At 51.1% G+C, this 15,923-nt stretch carries 13 protein-coding genes and 1 riboswitch; of the genes, 9 read left to right on the top strand and 4 right to left on the bottom strand.

Annotated elements, in window-relative coordinates; genetic code table 11:
- Positions 1-189: 189 nt before the first annotated feature.
- Positions 190-882: a hypothetical protein gene (locus tag PJE062_RS04405; protein WP_008547015.1), complete on the bottom strand. Its 693-nt coding sequence runs from the start codon at positions 880-882 to the stop codon at positions 190-192.
- Between the two features lie 37 nt (positions 883-919).
- On the bottom strand, positions 920-2,113 hold the full coding sequence (locus tag PJE062_RS04400; RefSeq protein ID WP_008546694.1) for a hypothetical protein: 1,194 nt from the start codon (positions 2,111-2,113) through the stop codon (positions 920-922).
- Between the two features lie 249 nt (positions 2,114-2,362).
- Between PJE062_RS04400 and PJE062_RS04395 the strand changes: the two genes are divergently transcribed.
- From PJE062_RS04395 to PJE062_RS04380, 4 genes are all read left to right on the top strand, one after another.
- Positions 2,363-4,009, top strand: a complete 1,647-nt coding sequence (locus tag PJE062_RS04395; RefSeq protein WP_008547040.1) for an EAL domain-containing protein — start codon at positions 2,363-2,365, stop codon at positions 4,007-4,009.
- 341 nt (positions 4,010-4,350) lie between these two features.
- The gene (locus PJE062_RS04390) at positions 4,351-5,163 is read left to right on the top strand and encodes a ferredoxin--NADP reductase (protein ID WP_008546925.1); all 813 of its coding nucleotides are present in this window, start codon (positions 4,351-4,353) and stop codon (positions 5,161-5,163) included.
- A gap of 156 nt (positions 5,164-5,319) precedes the next feature.
- Positions 5,320-5,853: a regulatory protein RecX gene (locus PJE062_RS04385; protein ID WP_008546474.1), complete on the top strand. Its 534-nt coding sequence runs from the start codon at positions 5,320-5,322 to the stop codon at positions 5,851-5,853.
- Positions 5,854-5,969: 116 nt separating this feature from the next.
- On the top strand, positions 5,970-7,094 hold the full coding sequence (locus PJE062_RS04380; protein WP_037035917.1) for a heparin lyase I family protein: 1,125 nt from the start codon (positions 5,970-5,972) through the stop codon (positions 7,092-7,094).
- Here the strand turns inward: PJE062_RS04380 and PJE062_RS04375 are convergent.
- Positions 7,091-8,758 carry a formate--tetrahydrofolate ligase gene (locus PJE062_RS04375; protein WP_008546317.1) on the bottom strand — a complete coding sequence of 556 codons (1,668 nt, stop codon included), beginning with the start codon at positions 8,756-8,758 and terminating at the stop codon, positions 7,091-7,093. The genes PJE062_RS04380 and PJE062_RS04375 overlap by 4 nt on opposite strands.
- Positions 8,759-9,089: 331 nt before the next feature.
- Here PJE062_RS04375 and PJE062_RS04370 point away from each other — a divergent pair, with 331 nt between their 5' ends.
- The 5 genes from PJE062_RS04370 to PJE062_RS04350 all read left to right on the top strand — a co-directional run bounded on the left by PJE062_RS04370 (position 9,090) and on the right by PJE062_RS04350 (position 15,111).
- Positions 9,090-9,983, top strand: coding sequence for a DMT family transporter (locus PJE062_RS04370; protein ID WP_008546505.1), 894 nt, complete (start codon positions 9,090-9,092; stop codon positions 9,981-9,983).
- A 176-nt stretch (positions 9,984-10,159) separates the two neighbouring features.
- Positions 10,160-10,373, top strand: a riboswitch (cobalamin riboswitch).
- Positions 10,374-10,547: 174 nt separating this feature from the next.
- Entirely contained in the window at positions 10,548-12,383 is a 1,836-nt protein-coding gene (locus tag PJE062_RS04365; protein ID WP_008546903.1) for a TonB-dependent siderophore receptor, read from the top strand.
- A gap of 99 nt (positions 12,384-12,482) precedes the next feature.
- On the top strand, positions 12,483-13,355 hold the full coding sequence (locus PJE062_RS04360; RefSeq protein ID WP_008546891.1) for an ABC transporter substrate-binding protein: 873 nt from the start codon (positions 12,483-12,485) through the stop codon (positions 13,353-13,355).
- Positions 13,352-14,350, top strand: coding sequence for an iron ABC transporter permease (locus tag PJE062_RS04355; protein WP_008546391.1), 999 nt, complete (start codon positions 13,352-13,354; stop codon positions 14,348-14,350). Before PJE062_RS04360 ends, PJE062_RS04355 begins: the two co-directional genes overlap by 4 nt.
- Positions 14,350-15,111 (top strand): ABC transporter ATP-binding protein, encoded by a 762-nt coding sequence (locus PJE062_RS04350; RefSeq protein ID WP_008547139.1) that lies wholly within the window; start codon positions 14,350-14,352, stop codon positions 15,109-15,111. The genes PJE062_RS04355 and PJE062_RS04350 overlap by 1 nt, the downstream gene beginning before the upstream one ends.
- A 9-nt stretch (positions 15,112-15,120) precedes the next feature.
- Here the strand turns inward: PJE062_RS04350 and PJE062_RS04345 are convergent, their stop codons facing one another.
- On the bottom strand, positions 15,121-15,750 hold the full coding sequence (locus PJE062_RS04345) for a TetR family transcriptional regulator C-terminal domain-containing protein (RefSeq protein WP_014285378.1): 630 nt from the start codon (positions 15,748-15,750) through the stop codon (positions 15,121-15,123).
- Positions 15,751-15,923 lie beyond the last annotated feature (173 nt).

Genomic DNA, 15,923 nt, shown 5'->3' with positions numbered 1-15,923 from the left:
ATGTCTTCAGTAGTGTAGCTACCGATGTAGTTTGCCGAAGAGCATCAGCCAACTTGAAGTAAGCAAGCAGAGGGCGAACATCCAAACGATCAATCTTCAGAGAACTTATATGAAGTTACCGTGTTGGTGGCAATGTTTGAAGAAACATGTTTGCCGCTGATTTTGCTTTTACCAGTAGAGGCGTAGCGCTCAAGCGAGATGGTTTTCTGTTACGCCATCTTTTATTGAGCCGGTTTTGAAGCCTGTCAGGACAGTGTCAGAAACAAACTCATCGGCGATGTTGAAGGTCAGCGACATCTCACTGATGGCAGAGCTACCGTAGCTGGTGTTCAGCGACATGCCGAGCAACTGAAGGAAAGCTTCCTGACTGATACCTTCTTTCAGAACAGGGTGATCAACCCACTTCTCAGAAAAATCAGAGACAGTATAGTCGGTCATTGAGCCGGAGAACTGTGCAACTGGCTTCAAATCCTTAGCGCTTGCAATGTCTTTTACTGCGCTGTCTTCTTCGAGTACACGGATATCAAAGGTCGCTTTGCCGACCGTCAATGAATCGTAGCTAAAGACATCTCCATCAACCGCAGAGCCCGTAAAGACCATTTTAGGAATGGTAACATCAGCGTAAAATGTAGCAGTTGGCTCACCTTCATCGTTTTTGATGGAGAACACGCCTGCAACATTGTAGTCGCGGATTTCAGTCGTATCGCCGCTCTCAATAGCTTCCGCATAAGACGCTTTTTCAAAACCGCTTTCCAGATACCAAGCATTGTACTTGTCCAGAAGATCGGATGCTGGGCTGGAAAGGGCAGGTTGGGCGGATAAACCTAATACAGTGATTGAAACGGCAAAAAATCCCTGCCGCTTAAAATTTTGGAAAGGCATTAAATAAACCTTCAATGGTCAGTAGGAGGGTTCCTCGCTAGTTTACATTTGCTTCAAGCGCGATGCCAAGCAAAGAAATGATTGAGACGGGAGAAATTGCAGATACCCCAAGAATTTGTGTTACACTGATTGGTGCCTTAGGGGTAGCGCTCAGCGTGATACTCTGCGGATTTTGCAAAAAGCTATAAACCGCTTCCGTAAACTCAAGCTGCTTGGCTTGATCCGGTATCCTCTTAAACTGCTTTTCAGCGCGATCAGTCAACTGGCGGACATACGCTGATTTGGATTGGCCCTGCCGATGGGCTTGCTGTTCTAAAACCTCATCTAGGCCACCTTCATTGATCAGTGAGAAATCGAAGTTCGCCACAGCAGCGCTTTGCAGCAGGTCCAATGCAATAACGTTGTCTTTGGTCGCCAGCTCAGCGATCTGTTCAACAACGGTATCTGTGAGGCCTTCTAGCTGAACAGAGAGCTGCACGGAAAAGAGATCACGCAAAACGATGGCTGCGCTGGGAATGTTCACTTCGCCAGTATCGCCATTCCATTCGCCTTCAAAATCAATGTCTGCATTCACTTGCGGCAATCCCAACTCATCAAGAAGCTGCTGTTGGGGAGGGGCAAACATCGTTCGGTTTAGCACGATGTTTACAACTTGAACGCTCGCGATAATCGGAAAACCGCCATTGTTGATGTCAAAGTCAATCGTCACCCGCTCAATAGGCATGGATTGGCCGCTGGAACGGTCCTCAAACAGCAAACCCATGACTTCGGCAGTGGAGTAAAGCGAAGTGGGGAGATCTGAAGCTGGATTTTTCAGATCATCTTCATTGGGCAGATACAGATCCGTAATCGCAATCCTGTCTGCTGAGAACTTGAAATCTGCTTCATCAATCTCAAAGTTCGAGGCTGCAAACGCGCCAACAAAAATCCGGCCATCACTTTCAAGTGATGCCTGAGCAAGACCAAGATCACCGATCTTAAAACGCGTTGTTTTGTCTGTAGTCGGGTAGCCTTCAATACCGCCAATTGAGAGCACGTCATTTTCAACCGTTACCGGCCCCACATGTGTAAGCGTCAGGCCGCGATCCTGCAGGTTTTGCAAAAATGCCTTGGCAACAGGATTGTCTGTATTGATCTGAGCTGAAGCTGCGACTGCGAAAAAGCAGCTCAAAAAGAGAGCAAGGAAGAACGCAAAAGCAGAACGATGACGTTGTAACTCAGAACTGTGCATGTCTCGGCTCCAGGTTTGCCGCTTGAAGGCAGTTGGAGCGTAAAATGGCATAGTGAGGGTTAGGGGCGCGTGTATATCACTGCAAAAAGTCAAATCACTCTAAGAGAAAACGACCAGCATTCGCCCGTTTGGATGCAAATTTTGAAAGCATCTGGGGATCGTTTGGGGTGTTTGGATGATTTTTACAGTTTTAAGTAAGCCTTAATCATAGAAATAGGTAGCCGTAGTCTGCAATTTAAGGTCGTTGTTGTGTCTCGCCATTATTTCGTATTTGTCCGCGCAATTTTGGTTGCTTTGGGATTGGCGCTTCTGCCACTACTCATCGGAAATATGATCCTTGAGAACTTCGCGATGCATCAGGCGCGTAACGAGATGAACGCCATTGCAGACCGGTACATCTCTCGCAGTGAAGCAGCAATCTCCGATGTGGTGGAAGTTCTGCGCCAGATGCAGGTGAAAGGCCTGACGTCCTGTACCCGCCAAAATCAGGGCGAGTTTGAAAAGACGCTTTCAGAAAACGTCATCGTCAACGCCATTGGCATCGTGGATCATCGCGGTGTGCCCATGTGTTATGTGCCAGCTCAGGTGCGCCGCGGTAGCAGTATTCTGCCCGCGCTGAAGCCTGATGCACCGCGTGTTGGGATTGGTATGTCCTGGATGGAGTATCAGGGCATCCGCACAGCGTTGGTCTCCTGGAAACTGCGCAACGGCTGGCGTCTGGTTGCAAACATCTCTCCAACCGTTCTGGCCATCGAACCGGGCCCAGACTATCTGCGCCACGCTTCCGAAATCGAAGTGCGTCTTGGTCGCGACCACGTCTGGGTGAACCCGGCCAACAGCAACCTGCCGGTGATCATGGGCAGCAACTTCATCGAAGAGTTTGCAGCCTCCACCATTTACCCGATCAATGTGCGGATCAGAAGTGACCGTAATGCCGTCATGAGCCTCGTTGGAGAGCTCAAGATTGTCGCTGTGATCGCCTGTTCTGGTATTGCCATCTTCCTCATCGCTCTCGGTGTCTGGCTCTCCTGGAAGCCGGAAAAGGACGCAGAAGATGACTTCGTCGCCTCTATCCGCAACAACGAGTTCATCCCATATTACCAGCCTGTCGTTGATATCGTGACCGGTGAGCTGCAGGGCTGTGAAATGTTGATGAGGTGGCAGCTCCCCAACGGGAAAATGGTGCCGCCGGGCCAGTTCATGACCTATGCAGAAACCTCCGGCCACATTTTCGAGATGACCCGGAGCATCATGCGTCAGTCCATTGATGATCTGGGAGAACTCTATTCCAAGCACCCGGAACTCAAGCTTTCTGTGAACCTGTTTGCAGGCCACTTCAACGATCGCTCCATCGTGGATGATCTTCTCGATATCTACGAGGACTCTCCAATCGCTCTTAATCAGGTCGTGATGGAGGTGACTGAACGTCAGCCTTTGGAAGATATCGATCTGGCCAGAAAAATCATCGCTGAGCTGCAGGCGCACGGCATTCGTGTTGCGCTGGATGATGTGGGAACAGGTCACGGCGGTTTGGCATACCTGCAGAAGCTTGGCATGGATATCGTCAAGATCGATAAGATGTTCATCGACCCACTCGGCAGTGAAGAAAACGCATTCCGTCTGGTCGATGCCATAGCAGAACTTGCAGATACCATGAACATGGGCATCATCGCTGAGGGTGTAGAGAAGTACGAGCAAATCGTGCTGCTACGCGAGCTCGGCGTATCTTCCGCGCAGGGTTATATCTTCTCCAAGCCACTGCCTGCTCGCAAGTACCTTGAGTTTGCGGAAGACATCTTCACCGATCGTCGCAATCCGGTGAAGGTGCTGGAAGAGAAGAAAGAAGCCTCAGACGCTGCATTAGAGCAAGTCGCGTCTCAGGACAGCACCAACTAATCCACCCAATCTCGTTCGTACAGAGCCTTCGCTTATTGCCTGTTGAAGGGCATTAATCACGCCGCCGCATGCACAACTTTGCATGTACCGTTGAATAATCAATAATTATTCCATAATTAAGTAAGGTGTATGTTGGATAGATTACTTTACTGCGAGGGCTTCCAAGGGGGATAGGTTGATTTCTTGCTCCTGAAGGGGAGGTGGAAGACAGCATTCTACGGAACAAAGCAACTGGAAAAGAAATATTCACTCGCACGGGTTTAATTAGCTGCATGTGCCTCAGCACAGCCTTCAGCTTGGGTTAGCCTTTGCCAACCTCATCAATCGGAGCAAGGCTAACGATGAACCAGATCATAAAGGGTGCGGAATTGGAGAGCGCAGTTCCTGCAAATGTCTTTGTAGAAACAGTAACGGAAGTGACCCATTTCACGGACCGTCTTTTCCGGTTCAAAATCACGCGCCCAACAAGCTTCAGATTCCGCTCTGGTGAGTTTGTGATGATCGGTTTGATGATCGACGGCAAGCCGCTGTTCCGTGCTTACTCTATTGCCAGCCCATCCTGGGATGAGGAGTTGGAGTTCTTCTCCATCAAGGTTCCGGATGGCCCACTGACCCAGCATCTGCAAAAGATCAAAGAAGGGGATCACATTCTTCTGAAGAAGAAGTCCACTGGTACCCTTGTCCTCGATGCCCTGTCTCCGGCAAAACGCCTTTACATGTTCTCTTCCGGCACCGGTATTGCACCATTTGCCAGCCTGATCCGTGATCCGGAAACCTACGAGAAATTTGAGGAAGTGATCCTGACCCACACCACTCGCGAAATCGCTGAGCTGCGCTATGGGGAAGAGCTAGTCGCTGACATCACCAATGATCCATTGATCGGCGAAGTCGCAGCGGGCAAGCTACACCTGTACAACTCTGTGACCCGTGAGAGGTTCAAACGGGAAGGGCGCATCACGCACCTGATCGAAAGTGGTAAGCTCTTTGATGATCTCTCAGTGCCACCACTGGACGTTGCTGAAGACCGTGCCATGATCTGCGGTTCCATGCACATGATTGCAGACACCAAAGCACTTCTGGAACAGCGTGGCTTTACCGAAGGCGCCAACAACCATCCTGGTGATTTTGTTGTTGAACGTGCGTTCGTGGGCTAACCTGCCGCAAAATATGTGATAGCTCATTTCTGTTGCAGCGTATTCCCGCAAAACAGTTTCGATTGTCGGGTGAGAATACGCTCTAAGAAAAAGATTTAGAGCCGGATGCGCGATTGAGTATGAGCGCAGGCTGCTCTGGATTGGAGATGGGCTCACGTGGGCAAGAAAATATCATCTGAATATCTGCGCCGGGCCGCGCTGCATTATCTCAACAGATACAGCGCGTCCGAAGACAGCTTGCGCCGCGTTTTGAAGCGCAAGATTGAGCGACGTGCCAGAGAAGCAGAAGAAGATCCCCACGAGTATTATGAGCTGATCGAGCCTGTGGTCGCGTTTTGTCGTGAGCACAGCTTTATTGATGACCTGCGCTTTGCCCAAAGCAAAGTTAGGTCCGGCACAATCAAAGGCAAGTCCAGGTCCCGTATCAAGCTGGAACTCAGTGCAAAAGGTGTGTCTGGTGAAAACATCCAGACTGCCTTTGATGATGAAGAGCACGACGACCAGCGCGCTGCCATCTCTTATGCCAAACGCCGCAGACTGGGCCCTTGGCGCACAAAGCCAAAAGAGGAGCGCCGCGACAAGGAACTGGCCAGTCTAGTGCGGGCTGGGTTCCCATATTCACTCTCCCAAAAGATCGTTGATATGACTTTGGACGAGGCCGAAGACATCATTTACGCGGCAGTGCTCTGAGGATTTTCGTCAAATCCTTTGAAAAATCCCAAGGGCCTTTTGTAAAGGCAGCAAGAATTCTTCTCTAGATTAATCTGATCTGTACTTAATCCAGCACCGCACCTTTGGGAGAAAAGATGCCGGGTTCAGGTCGACGCACCACCTTCAGAAAACACAATCTGCTGATTTCTGCGCTCGCCGGAGCGAGCCTGCTCATATTGCCAGCAGCTGCCATGGCGAATGATCGAAAACCTGCAAATGAGCCCTCCGAAAAACAGGATATCATCGTCACGCCTGAACAAGGTGGGGGGCTGCATGTTGACCAGATGCGTCAAACTAAGTGTGCTGTCATCATCGATGACTTCGACGAGTATCCCAGCCCGGAAAACTGGGACATCCACCGGATGAACAAGCCGGAAAACTTCCAGATTGAAAGCGATGTGGTGCGCGATGGAGGTCATGCACTAGCAATCACAGTCTTCGGTGATGATGAGCTGGATTCGGAAGGCAATCTCAAAAATGAGCTTTGGGAAGCCCGCCAGAAGCGTTGCGATTTTGGGGATGAAGTCTGGTATTCGTTCAGCTTCAAAATCGACGGTACTGTTTGGCCTGCAGGCTCAACCCGATGGGTGATCGGCCAATGGAAAGAAGATTCCGGAGGCAGTCCATTTCTCGCGCAACGGTTTGACAACGGCGTCTTTCATATAACGGTGCAGCACAACGATACACGCAAGTTAGTGGCACAAGCCGAGGGTAGCTATCAACAGGACTTCAAAGGCTTCTCGCGTGAACTCCAGCAAATGCTGAGTTTAGATCGTCAGGGTTTTCGTAACAGAAATGACGCAACCCGAACCTCAGACGAGTTCCTTGGCAGCGGGCTCACTCTGGAAGAGCTGAAGAAGGCAATTGAAACGCAAGACACCTCCAAGTTCCCGTTTCTGGCCGATCCACAAACCTATTCAGATTACCCCGGCATCAAGATCGAACTTTCCGACGATCCCGTACTGCCAGATCCCACTGACGGTTGGGTGGATATGCGCTATCGGGTGAAGGGAAGTCGTGTCGGGCAAGGGATCATTGAGATCTGGGCCAATGACAGGTTTATCGCCCGTGTTACCGGTTATATCGGCAATGATGAGTTCTCCGGTAACACCCAATACTTCAAGTTTGGGCATTACCGGGATTATGACCGCGATGATCTGCAATCAACCGTCTATCTGGACCGCTTTCGCAGAGGCCCACACAGGTCAGACGTGGATTAGAACAGCCCTTCAACCTGACCGTTCTCATCAAGTCCAATGGTTTCCGCAGCCGGATGGCGTGGCAGACCCGGCATCACCATGATGTCACCCGTTAGGGCCACGATGAACCCTGCACCTGCCGAAAGCCTCACCGCCCGCACATGAATGCTGTAGTCAGTAGGGGCCCCGAGCAAGGATGGATCGGTCGAGAAGGAGTAGGGGGTCTTCGCCATACAAACGGAAAGATGCCCGTAGCCTTGCTCTTCATAGGCCTTCAGCTGATCTTTTACTGATTGATCGCAAGTGACTTTGGAGGCACCATAAATCTTCTTGCAGATGCGGCGGATCTTTTTCCAAAGGCCCAGGTCATCCTCGTAAAGATGTTTGAAGTCAGCTTCAGTTGTCTGCAGAATTTCAGAAACCGAAGTTGCGAGCTGCTCGGTGCCTTTGGAACCATTAGCCCAGTGTGTGCACGGAACAGCCTTTACACCAAGTTTCTCCATGCGCTGCATAATACTGGCGATTTCCTGATCCGTATCAGGGCCATAGCGATTGATGGCAACAATCACAGGCACGCCGTAGCTCTGGCAATTTTTGACGTGGCGCTCCAGATTGCTCATGCCTTTCTCAAGCGCGTCGATATTCTCTTCCGTCAATGCGTTCTTGGCAACACCACCATGCATCTTCAAGGCACGCACAGTTGCCACAACCACCACCGCATTTGGTGTCAAACCAGCTTGGCGACATTTGATGTTAAAGAACTTCTCCGCACCAAGATCTGCGCCGAAACCTGCCTCTGTCACCACATTATCAGAAAGGCGCAAGGCTGTCTTGGTCGCGATCACAGAGTTGCAGCCATGTGCGATGTTTGCAAACGGGCCGCCATGAATAAAGGCCGGATTGTTCTCCAGTGTCTGCACCAGATTAGGGCGGAAGGCATCTTTCAGCAGAGCCGTCATCGCACCATCAGCTTTCAGGTCACGGCAGTAAACTGGTGTCTTGTCTTTACGATACGCAATCAACAATCGGCCAAGTCGGTCCTGAAGATCCTGCAGGTTCTCCGCCAAGCACAGCACTGCCATCACTTCAGAGGCAACGGTGATGTCGTATCCGGACTCGCTTGGGTATCCATTGCTCACACCGCCAAGGCCAGTGGTGATGGAACGCAGTGAACGATCATTGATGTCCACCACGCGGCGCCAAACAATACGGCGTTGATCGATATTCTCCGCATTGCCCCAGTAGATGTGGTTGTCGATCATAGCTGATAGTAGGTTATGAGCTGCGGTGATTGCATGCAGATCACCGGTGAAATGAAGATTGATATCCTCCATCGGCACCACCTGCGCATAACCACCACCAGCAGCGCCGCCCTTCATGCCAAAGCAAGGCCCTAGAGAAGGTTCACGCAGGCAAATGGTTGTTTTCAGGCCAATGCGGTTCAGTGCATCACCAAGGCCAACCGTCGTTGTCGTCTTGCCTTCACCAGCAGGAGTAGGGGAAACAGCAGTCACAAGTATGAGTTTTCCATGCGGCCGGCTGTTCACCTCCGGCATCTCATCCAGGTTCACTTTGGCTTTAAAGCGACCATAGGGCTCAAGAGCATCCTCCGGGATCTCCAGATTTTGAGCGATACGCGCAATTGGTTTCATGTCTGCTGCGCGGGCAATTTCAATATCTTTCATGGAAAATCTCCAGATTAGAACAGGTCACCAAAGGAGCCGGAGAGAGCGTCAAAACGCAAATCAGGCAGGAACAGCAATGTAATCCCTACGTAGAAGCTCTAACGAATGCACGTAGAAAGTTCAAGATTGTGTCCGATCACTTGAAAGCAACTTAGTTAACGGCTGTCATTTGTATTTCTGCTGAGACTGGAAACATTATTGCCTGAATAGCTGTTGGTCTGTTCTAAATATCACCAAACTGAGCTTGCACGACAAATCCAAGGGCTTTAGAGCTGTTTGGGTTTTCAAATTATCTACGCCAAGGCCTTAGTTTCGTCGGTTAGGTCACCCCATGTTTTTATTCGAAGTTGCCGCGCTCGGTGCTGCTGCCACCTGGGCCATCGGTGGTCTCATCTCTGCAAAACCTGCTGCGCATTTAGGAGCTATCGGCTTCAACTGCGTGCGCATGTGGTTCGTTGTGCTGTTTCTGGGCGCCTATGTGTTTGCAACCGGCACCTGGAACACCGTTGATTCTAGCCATGCATCACTCATCTTCTTGTCTGGTTTTATCGGCATCTTCATGGGTGACACACTGTTGTTCCTCACCCTCAATCGTATGGGGCCGCGCCGTACCGCCATTCTGTTTTCCATGAACGCACCCATGTCAGCTCTGCTGGGCTGGTTGTTCTTGTCCGAAGAGCTTTCTCTGCAGGCCGTTATCGGCATTGCCTGTGTTCTTGTCGGCGTTATCCTTGCCATCGCATTCGGAAAACGCAAAGACCAACTGCATAAATGGGAAGCAATCAGAGGTCCGGTCGTGGTCGGCGTCCTCTTCGGTACTTTGGCGGCTCTCTCCCAGTCCGTGGGTTCGATCATCATCCGTCCCGTCATGGAAAGTGGTGCTGACCCTGTCGCGATCTCCCTCATGCGCTGTACTATCGCTGCCTTTGGCTTGCTGGCGCTGTTCTACCTGCCAGGCCGTCCATTCCGCCTTGCAAACCCGATCAACAAAGAGATCGTCGCACTCGCATCCTTGTCCGGCATGCTTGGCATGGGCATTGGTATGACCTTGATCCTCTATGCACTCAGTGGCGGCGAAGTAGGCATCGTCTCAACGCTTTCCGCAACAACGCCAGCAATGATGCTTCCGGTTCTCTGGTGGCAGACCAAAGAGTTCCCAGCCATCGGCGCATGGATCGGAGCACTCCTCGTTATTGTTGGCTGTGCACTGATCTTCATGAGCTAATCAGCAGGAAAGATCATACTCCATCTAACCACCACAAGCAGGTGCGGCCGAGTAAGACCGCATCGCAAGATCTGGTAGTGGAACAATCACTTGCAATTTCTGTGAGTTTACCCAGCAATTGGTCGAATTTTATCAAGTTCCTTGCTGAGGCAGTTGACGGAAGCCCCTGAAATCTGATCAATAGCCGTGTATTTGGTATTTTTATCGATCAGATGAAAATGAAAAGGGAACACGGTCCTATCGGATAAGCCGTGGCTGCCCCCGCAACTGTAAGCGTAGAGTTGTTGCTCACAAATGCCACTGATGTTGTTGTTTAAAGCAACGTTGGGAAGGCGGAGCAGCAGTAAGGACGCGCAAGCCAGGAGACCTGCCAGATGCAGTCACTCACCCAAAGCACGGGGCGTGTTAAGGGGCGGTATTCCGTTCAGGTGACATTCACAGTGCGTCTGACTGGCTATCAAACACGCCTCTTTTCAAGAGGTTAGAGTAGATTTCTCCAAAGACGCACAATGCAATCAACAGCATGGCAGTTCTTCAAGCTGCTGTGAATGATGGACCAAACTCGTGCGTAACACATCTTGGATCGCAGCTACCCTCAAGTCCGGCGTAGCTCTCTCAGCACTCCTCAGCTCAACCCTCGCATCAACTGCGCAGGAAGCTGATCTTGACGAAGTCATCGTCGTCGCCAACAGAACGGAAACCGAAGCCGGCAAAGTCGGCTCCACAACCCACGTCGTCACCGAAGAAGACCTGAAAAACGACGGCGCTACGTTCGTCTCCGAATACCTGACCAAGCTTCCGGGCATTTCCTTTTCACAGAACGGTGGGGCGGGGACAAATAGTACTCTCAGGATAAGGGGAATGAACAACTACTACACTAAAGTGTTGGTGGATGGCATCGATATCTCTGATCCTAGTTCCCCTCAGGTAGAAGCTCGTTTGGAGCATATGCTCCTCAATGACGTTGAGCGGATTGAGATCCTTAAGGGATCTCAGAGTGCGCTCTACGGCGGTCAAGCTATCGCAGGTGTCGTGAACATTATCACTAAGCGTGCGGCACCGGGCACTGTAAAACATAATGCGACTGTAGAGGGCGGTAGCTATGGAACCGTGAATGCCTCTTACGGCTTGAAAGCAGCTACTGAAACTGCCGATATTGCAATTAATCTTCAGCGGTTTCATACAGATGGGTTCAGCGCAGTATCTCCCAAAGGGCGACCTTCAGACGAAGACGGCTACGAGAATAAAACCTTCTCTGCAAAAGGTTCAGTTGATCTTAGTGAAGAGTTGAATGTTTACTTTGCTGCCCGTGGGTTGCATGGCACGACTGAGTATGATGGCTCCGACGCACCGGCTGCCAACAACAAAGTTGATGCGAAGCAGTATTTTGGGAAAGTTGGAGCCAACTACATTTGGCTCGACGACCGCATGACCACAGATGTATCAATCCAGTTCTCGGACCTGACACGCGAGTATAACAGTGGTTACACCGCGAAAGGTAATCGCGTTAAAATCGAGTTTTTGAATGATTTTGATGTCAGTGACAGTCTCCGACTGAATTATGGTGGAGATTGGAGCCGAGAAAAAGTTAAGGGCCAGTCTAAGAAAATTGAAGTTGCTGGAAGCTTTGTCCAAGCATTGTGGAACCCTACCGATCCGTTGAACATAAGCGGAGCTGTCAGGTTAGATCATCATAGTGCATATGGGTACTATTTGACTGGGCGCGGGACTGTATCATATCAAGTTCTCGAGAATACACGTATTCGCTCTAGCCTTGGCAATGGTTTCCGTGCACCTTCATCCTATGAGTTGTATGACAGCTATTCAGGAAATCCAGATTTTGAGCCTGAAACCAGTGTTAGCTATGATATCGGCATCGATCAAAATTTCCTTGATGAAAAACTGAGGCTCTCTCTCGGTTACTTCCATATTTTGACAGAAGACCTGATCATAAATAATCCTGCTGACTATAAGTATGAGCAGATTAATGGGCTATCCAGAAGTCAGGGTGCGGAACTGTCTGCTGACTGGGATGTATTGGATAATTTAAGCTTTAATAGCGCCTACACTTATACATGGGCTGTAGGGCCAGATAAAAAACGTCTCCGCCGCGTCCCTCTGCATGATATTAATCTCGGGTTCACCTACAAGCCGTGGGAACCTTTGTCTTTGAGTGTCAACGCAAACTATGTTTATGGGCTGAAAGATCTTGATACTAGTAAAAAGCCTATCACACTCGACGATTTCGTCTTGGTTAACGCCAAGGCGGCCTATCAGTACAATGATAATCTGACGTTTCATGTTCGCGGCGAGAACCTGTTGGATCAGGATTATGAGCGGATCAAGGACTATCAGACACCGGGCCTTTCCGTTTACGCTGGTGTTAGCGCCAGTTTCTGATTAAGTATGCCGCTCAGCAAAGGTTGGGCGGCATTCTCTGGATTCTTCAGTACTGCCCGATGCTGCGTTCCAAACTCTCACGCTGCTCAAAAGGTCTAAATGCCAAATAAGATCAAAAAGATCATGCAGACTGCACTGCTGATGGCCCTTGCAATCAGCCCGGCAGCGGCCCGTGCAGATGAGAGCGGAGTGAGTGCACCCAATCGGGTCGTTTCCATGAACCTGTGCACCGACCAGTTCTCCATGTTGCTCGCAGGCGAGGGGCAGCTTGTCTCTGTTTCCAGATTGGCATCAGATCCAACGCTCTCTGTCATGAGTGAAGAGGCGAAAGCCTACCCGATCAACTTTGGCGGGGCGGAAGAGATCTACCTGATGAACCCGGATTTGGTGATTGCAGGCACCTATACCAACCAAACCACAGTGCAGATGCTGCGTGGTCTTGGCATAACCGTGGTGCAAGTGCCGCCAGTGCGTACCATCTCGGATATTGCCAAGGAGCTCCGCCGTCTCGGTAAAGTGCTGGGGCAAGAGCAAAAGGCTGAGGCGCTGGCCGACCGGTTTGAGGCTACCGTTCAGCGTTTTGTGGAAGCGCAACCCGATGATAAAGCGCGGGCAGGGGTCTACTACGCCAACGGTTACACCGCTGGCGATGGCAGCCTTGTTAACGAGTTGATCACGACAGCAGGCCTGCAGAACATCGCCAACAACCTCGGCCTGAAAGGCACCAGCAAACTGCCGCTAGAGCTGCTGATCCTGGAAGATCCTCAGTTGCTTGTTGAGGGAACTCAGTTCTCCGACAAACCTGCATTGGCATTCGAACTGCTAGCTCATCCAGCCTTAAAGCGAACACTTGGCAATAGTGGACGCGTTTTGGTGGAAGACAAGTACACCATTTGCGGCCTGCCGTTCGTTGCCGAAGCCATAGAGAAACTGGCTAATCAATCCAAACGCTTGGGGGCACAAGCTGAATGACAAAGCATCCCGATGCCCCGCTGATCGTAATCCTCAGCCTGATTGCAATCGCGCTGTTCCTGACCTCTCTCATGATCGGCGCCGCTGATCTGTCAATCGCGCAGCTCATCGAAGCAGCCTTTGCTGCCGAGAAGACACCGGTTTCCATCGTGTTCTGGGAGATCCGTGTGCCGCGCGCTCTGTTGGGTGTCATTACCGGCGCAACGCTTGGGCTGTCTGGAGCAGTCCTCCAGGGCCTTTTGCGCAACCCACTTGCAGAGCCTGGCCTGATCGGCGTTAGCTCCTCCGCCAGCCTTGGAGCTGTCATTGCGATCTACACCGGTCTGACCATCACCATGCCATACGCACTCCCAGCCTTCGCGCTGCTCGGGGCTGCGATTGCTGCTGTTTTGCTGCCAATGCTGGCCGGGGGAAGAGGTCAGACGCTGACGCTGATCCTTGCTGGCGTCGCCATTTCCAGCATCGCCACCGCGCTCACGTCTCTGGCGCTCAACCTGTCTCCGAACCCGTTCGCAGCCATGGAAATTGTGTTCTGGATGCTTGGCTCTTTGAATGACCGATCCATGCAGCACCTTTACATCATTGCTCCGTTTATCGTGGTTGGTTGGAGCTTGTTGCTCGTTACCGGCAAGGGCCTCAACGCCCTGTCATTAGGCGAAGAAACCGCCCACACCATGGGCGTCTCACTGCCCCGTCTGCGCTTTTGTGCTATTGCCGGCACCGCAGCCAGTGTCGGTGCTGTGACAGCGGTGACCGGTACCATCGGCTTCATTGGTCTGATTGTCCCGCATTTGCTGCGCAAGATGGTGGGGGGAGAGCCACAACGCTTGCTCATTCCAAGTGCGATCGCAGGTGCTTGTTTGCTGACCCTTGCTGATATCACGGTAAAGCTCTTCGGCCCTCAGTCCAACCTAAAGCTGGGTGTTCTGACAGCCATCGTAGGGGCGCCGTTCTTCCTCTGGCTGATCATCAAACAGCGGAGGGCCTTGATCTGATGCTGCTGCAACTCAAAGACCTTTCCGTCAATTACGGCCCAAAGAACATCCTCTCTTTAATCAATCTGGAGATTGGAAAAGGCGAGATTGTTGGTCTGATCGGTCCAAACGGATCAGGCAAGTCCACCTTGATGAAGGCCATGGTCGGGCTCATCCCGTCAAATGGAGAGATCAGCTACGACAATCGGCCTCTAAAAAACATCTCTGCGCGCCAACTATCAAAGCATGTTGCTTACATGGCGCAGGAGCGGGATGTCGCATGGGATTTGTCTGTAGAACGCATCTTGGCACTGGGTTGTGAAGCCATTGGTGGCTCAGTTCGCACACCCAGGCACAAAGCGGAACTGGAAGACATCGTTTCAAGTCTTGGCCTGGAATCCATCCGCAATGAATCCATTCTTCAGGTCTCTGGTGGTGAAAAAGCCCGTGCGCTTCTAGGTCGTGCTCTGATGCAGATGACGCCACTCATTATTGCAGATGAACCAACTGCAGGACTGGACCCGGAACACCAGCTGGAACTTCAGGAAATCTTCCAGAAACTACAGAAACAAGGCACATCCATGCTGGTCAGCCTGCACGACTGGACCTATGCTGCTCGTCTGTGCACGCGTCTGGCAATGTTGAAAGAAGGCAGACTGGTTGCTTATGGCTCGCCGGAAGAGGTACTGACGCAGGAACGTGTGCAGGATGTCTACCGTGTCAAAGCACATATTCTGGAAACAGAGCAGGGGCCAGTCATCACCCCCACGACACGCTTGTAAAACAGTGACTTATTCAGCTGCAAGGCTTTTGCGGAACATCCGGTCCAGGTAAGACGCTGCTTCTTTGAAGCGGTCCTTGGACTTGTCTGCAGGTAGCAGCGTTTGCACCTGACTGTCAAAGTCAGCGTAATGCTGTGTGGTGGACCAGATGGAAAACAGCAGATGGTAAGGATCTGTTTCCGCAATCTTGCCAGCGTCCATCCAGCCCTGAATGACAACGGTCTTCTCGTCTACCAGTGACTTCAATGGTCCAGCAATCAGAGATTTGATACGTGGAGCACCCTGCAGGATCTCATTAGCGAACAGACGGCTCTCACGCGGATAATCGCGCGCCATCTCCAGCTTGCGCCGCACATATGCGCAAATCTCTTCAATCGGCTCGCCTTCAGGGTTGAGCTGATGCAGAGGATCCAGCCACACATAAAGCAGACGCTCAATCAGCTCTGCATGAATGGCGTCTTTGCTGTCGTAGTAATAGAAAAGGTTGGGTTTGGATAAACCCGCTTGCTGAGCCACCTGATCAATCGTAGAGCCACGAAATCCATAGGTTGAGAACACATCCAACGCCGCAGCGAGGATCTTCTCGGTCTTTTCCATCTGAATTCGTGTTTTACCTTTTGCCTCAGAAGCTTTAGCCATACTCTTTTCCAAAATTACATAGGCGCCGAGCCTCAAATACACGCTCAGCTAATAAGTAAGTTAGCACCTACGAAAACAACGTGCTCTTATCAAGCTAAACTCTGGTAGAAAAGTTGTGATGCGACAGCTCACTCTAATGATTGTTGTTTTTCTGCAATAGATAGAGAAAAGGC

This window comes from Pseudovibrio sp. JE062, assembly GCF_000156235.1.
Taxonomy (GTDB): Bacteria; Pseudomonadota; Alphaproteobacteria; order Rhizobiales; family Stappiaceae; genus Pseudovibrio.
The sequence above is the reverse complement of the archived record's forward strand: the minus strand, read 5'-3'. Positions and strand labels throughout refer to the sequence as shown.

Bases quoted from the DNA above. Each gene is read 5' to 3' on its own strand.
- PJE062_RS04375 (WP_008546317.1), bottom strand. From the start codon at position 8,758: ATGAAAGATATTGAAATTGCCCGCGCAGCAGACATGAAACCAATTGCG.
- PJE062_RS04350 (WP_008547139.1), top strand. From the start codon at position 14,350: ATGCTGCTGCAACTCAAAGACCTTTCCGTCAATTACGGCCCAAAGAAC.
- PJE062_RS04400 (WP_008546694.1), bottom strand. From the start codon at position 2,113: ATGCACAGTTCTGAGTTACAACGTCATCGTTCTGCTTTTGCGTTCTTC.
- PJE062_RS04355 (WP_008546391.1), top strand. From the start codon at position 13,352: ATGACAAAGCATCCCGATGCCCCGCTGATCGTAATCCTCAGCCTGATT.
- PJE062_RS04405 (WP_008547015.1), bottom strand. From the start codon at position 882: ATGCCTTTCCAAAATTTTAAGCGGCAGGGATTTTTTGCCGTTTCAATC.
- PJE062_RS04390 (WP_008546925.1), top strand. From the start codon at position 4,351: ATGAACCAGATCATAAAGGGTGCGGAATTGGAGAGCGCAGTTCCTGCA.
- PJE062_RS04360 (WP_008546891.1), top strand. From the start codon at position 12,483: ATGCCAAATAAGATCAAAAAGATCATGCAGACTGCACTGCTGATGGCC.
- PJE062_RS04370 (WP_008546505.1), top strand. From the start codon at position 9,090: ATGTTTTTATTCGAAGTTGCCGCGCTCGGTGCTGCTGCCACCTGGGCC.
- PJE062_RS04345 (WP_014285378.1), bottom strand. From the start codon at position 15,750: ATGGCTAAAGCTTCTGAGGCAAAAGGTAAAACACGAATTCAGATGGAA.
- PJE062_RS04380 (WP_037035917.1), top strand. From the start codon at position 5,970: ATGCCGGGTTCAGGTCGACGCACCACCTTCAGAAAACACAATCTGCTG.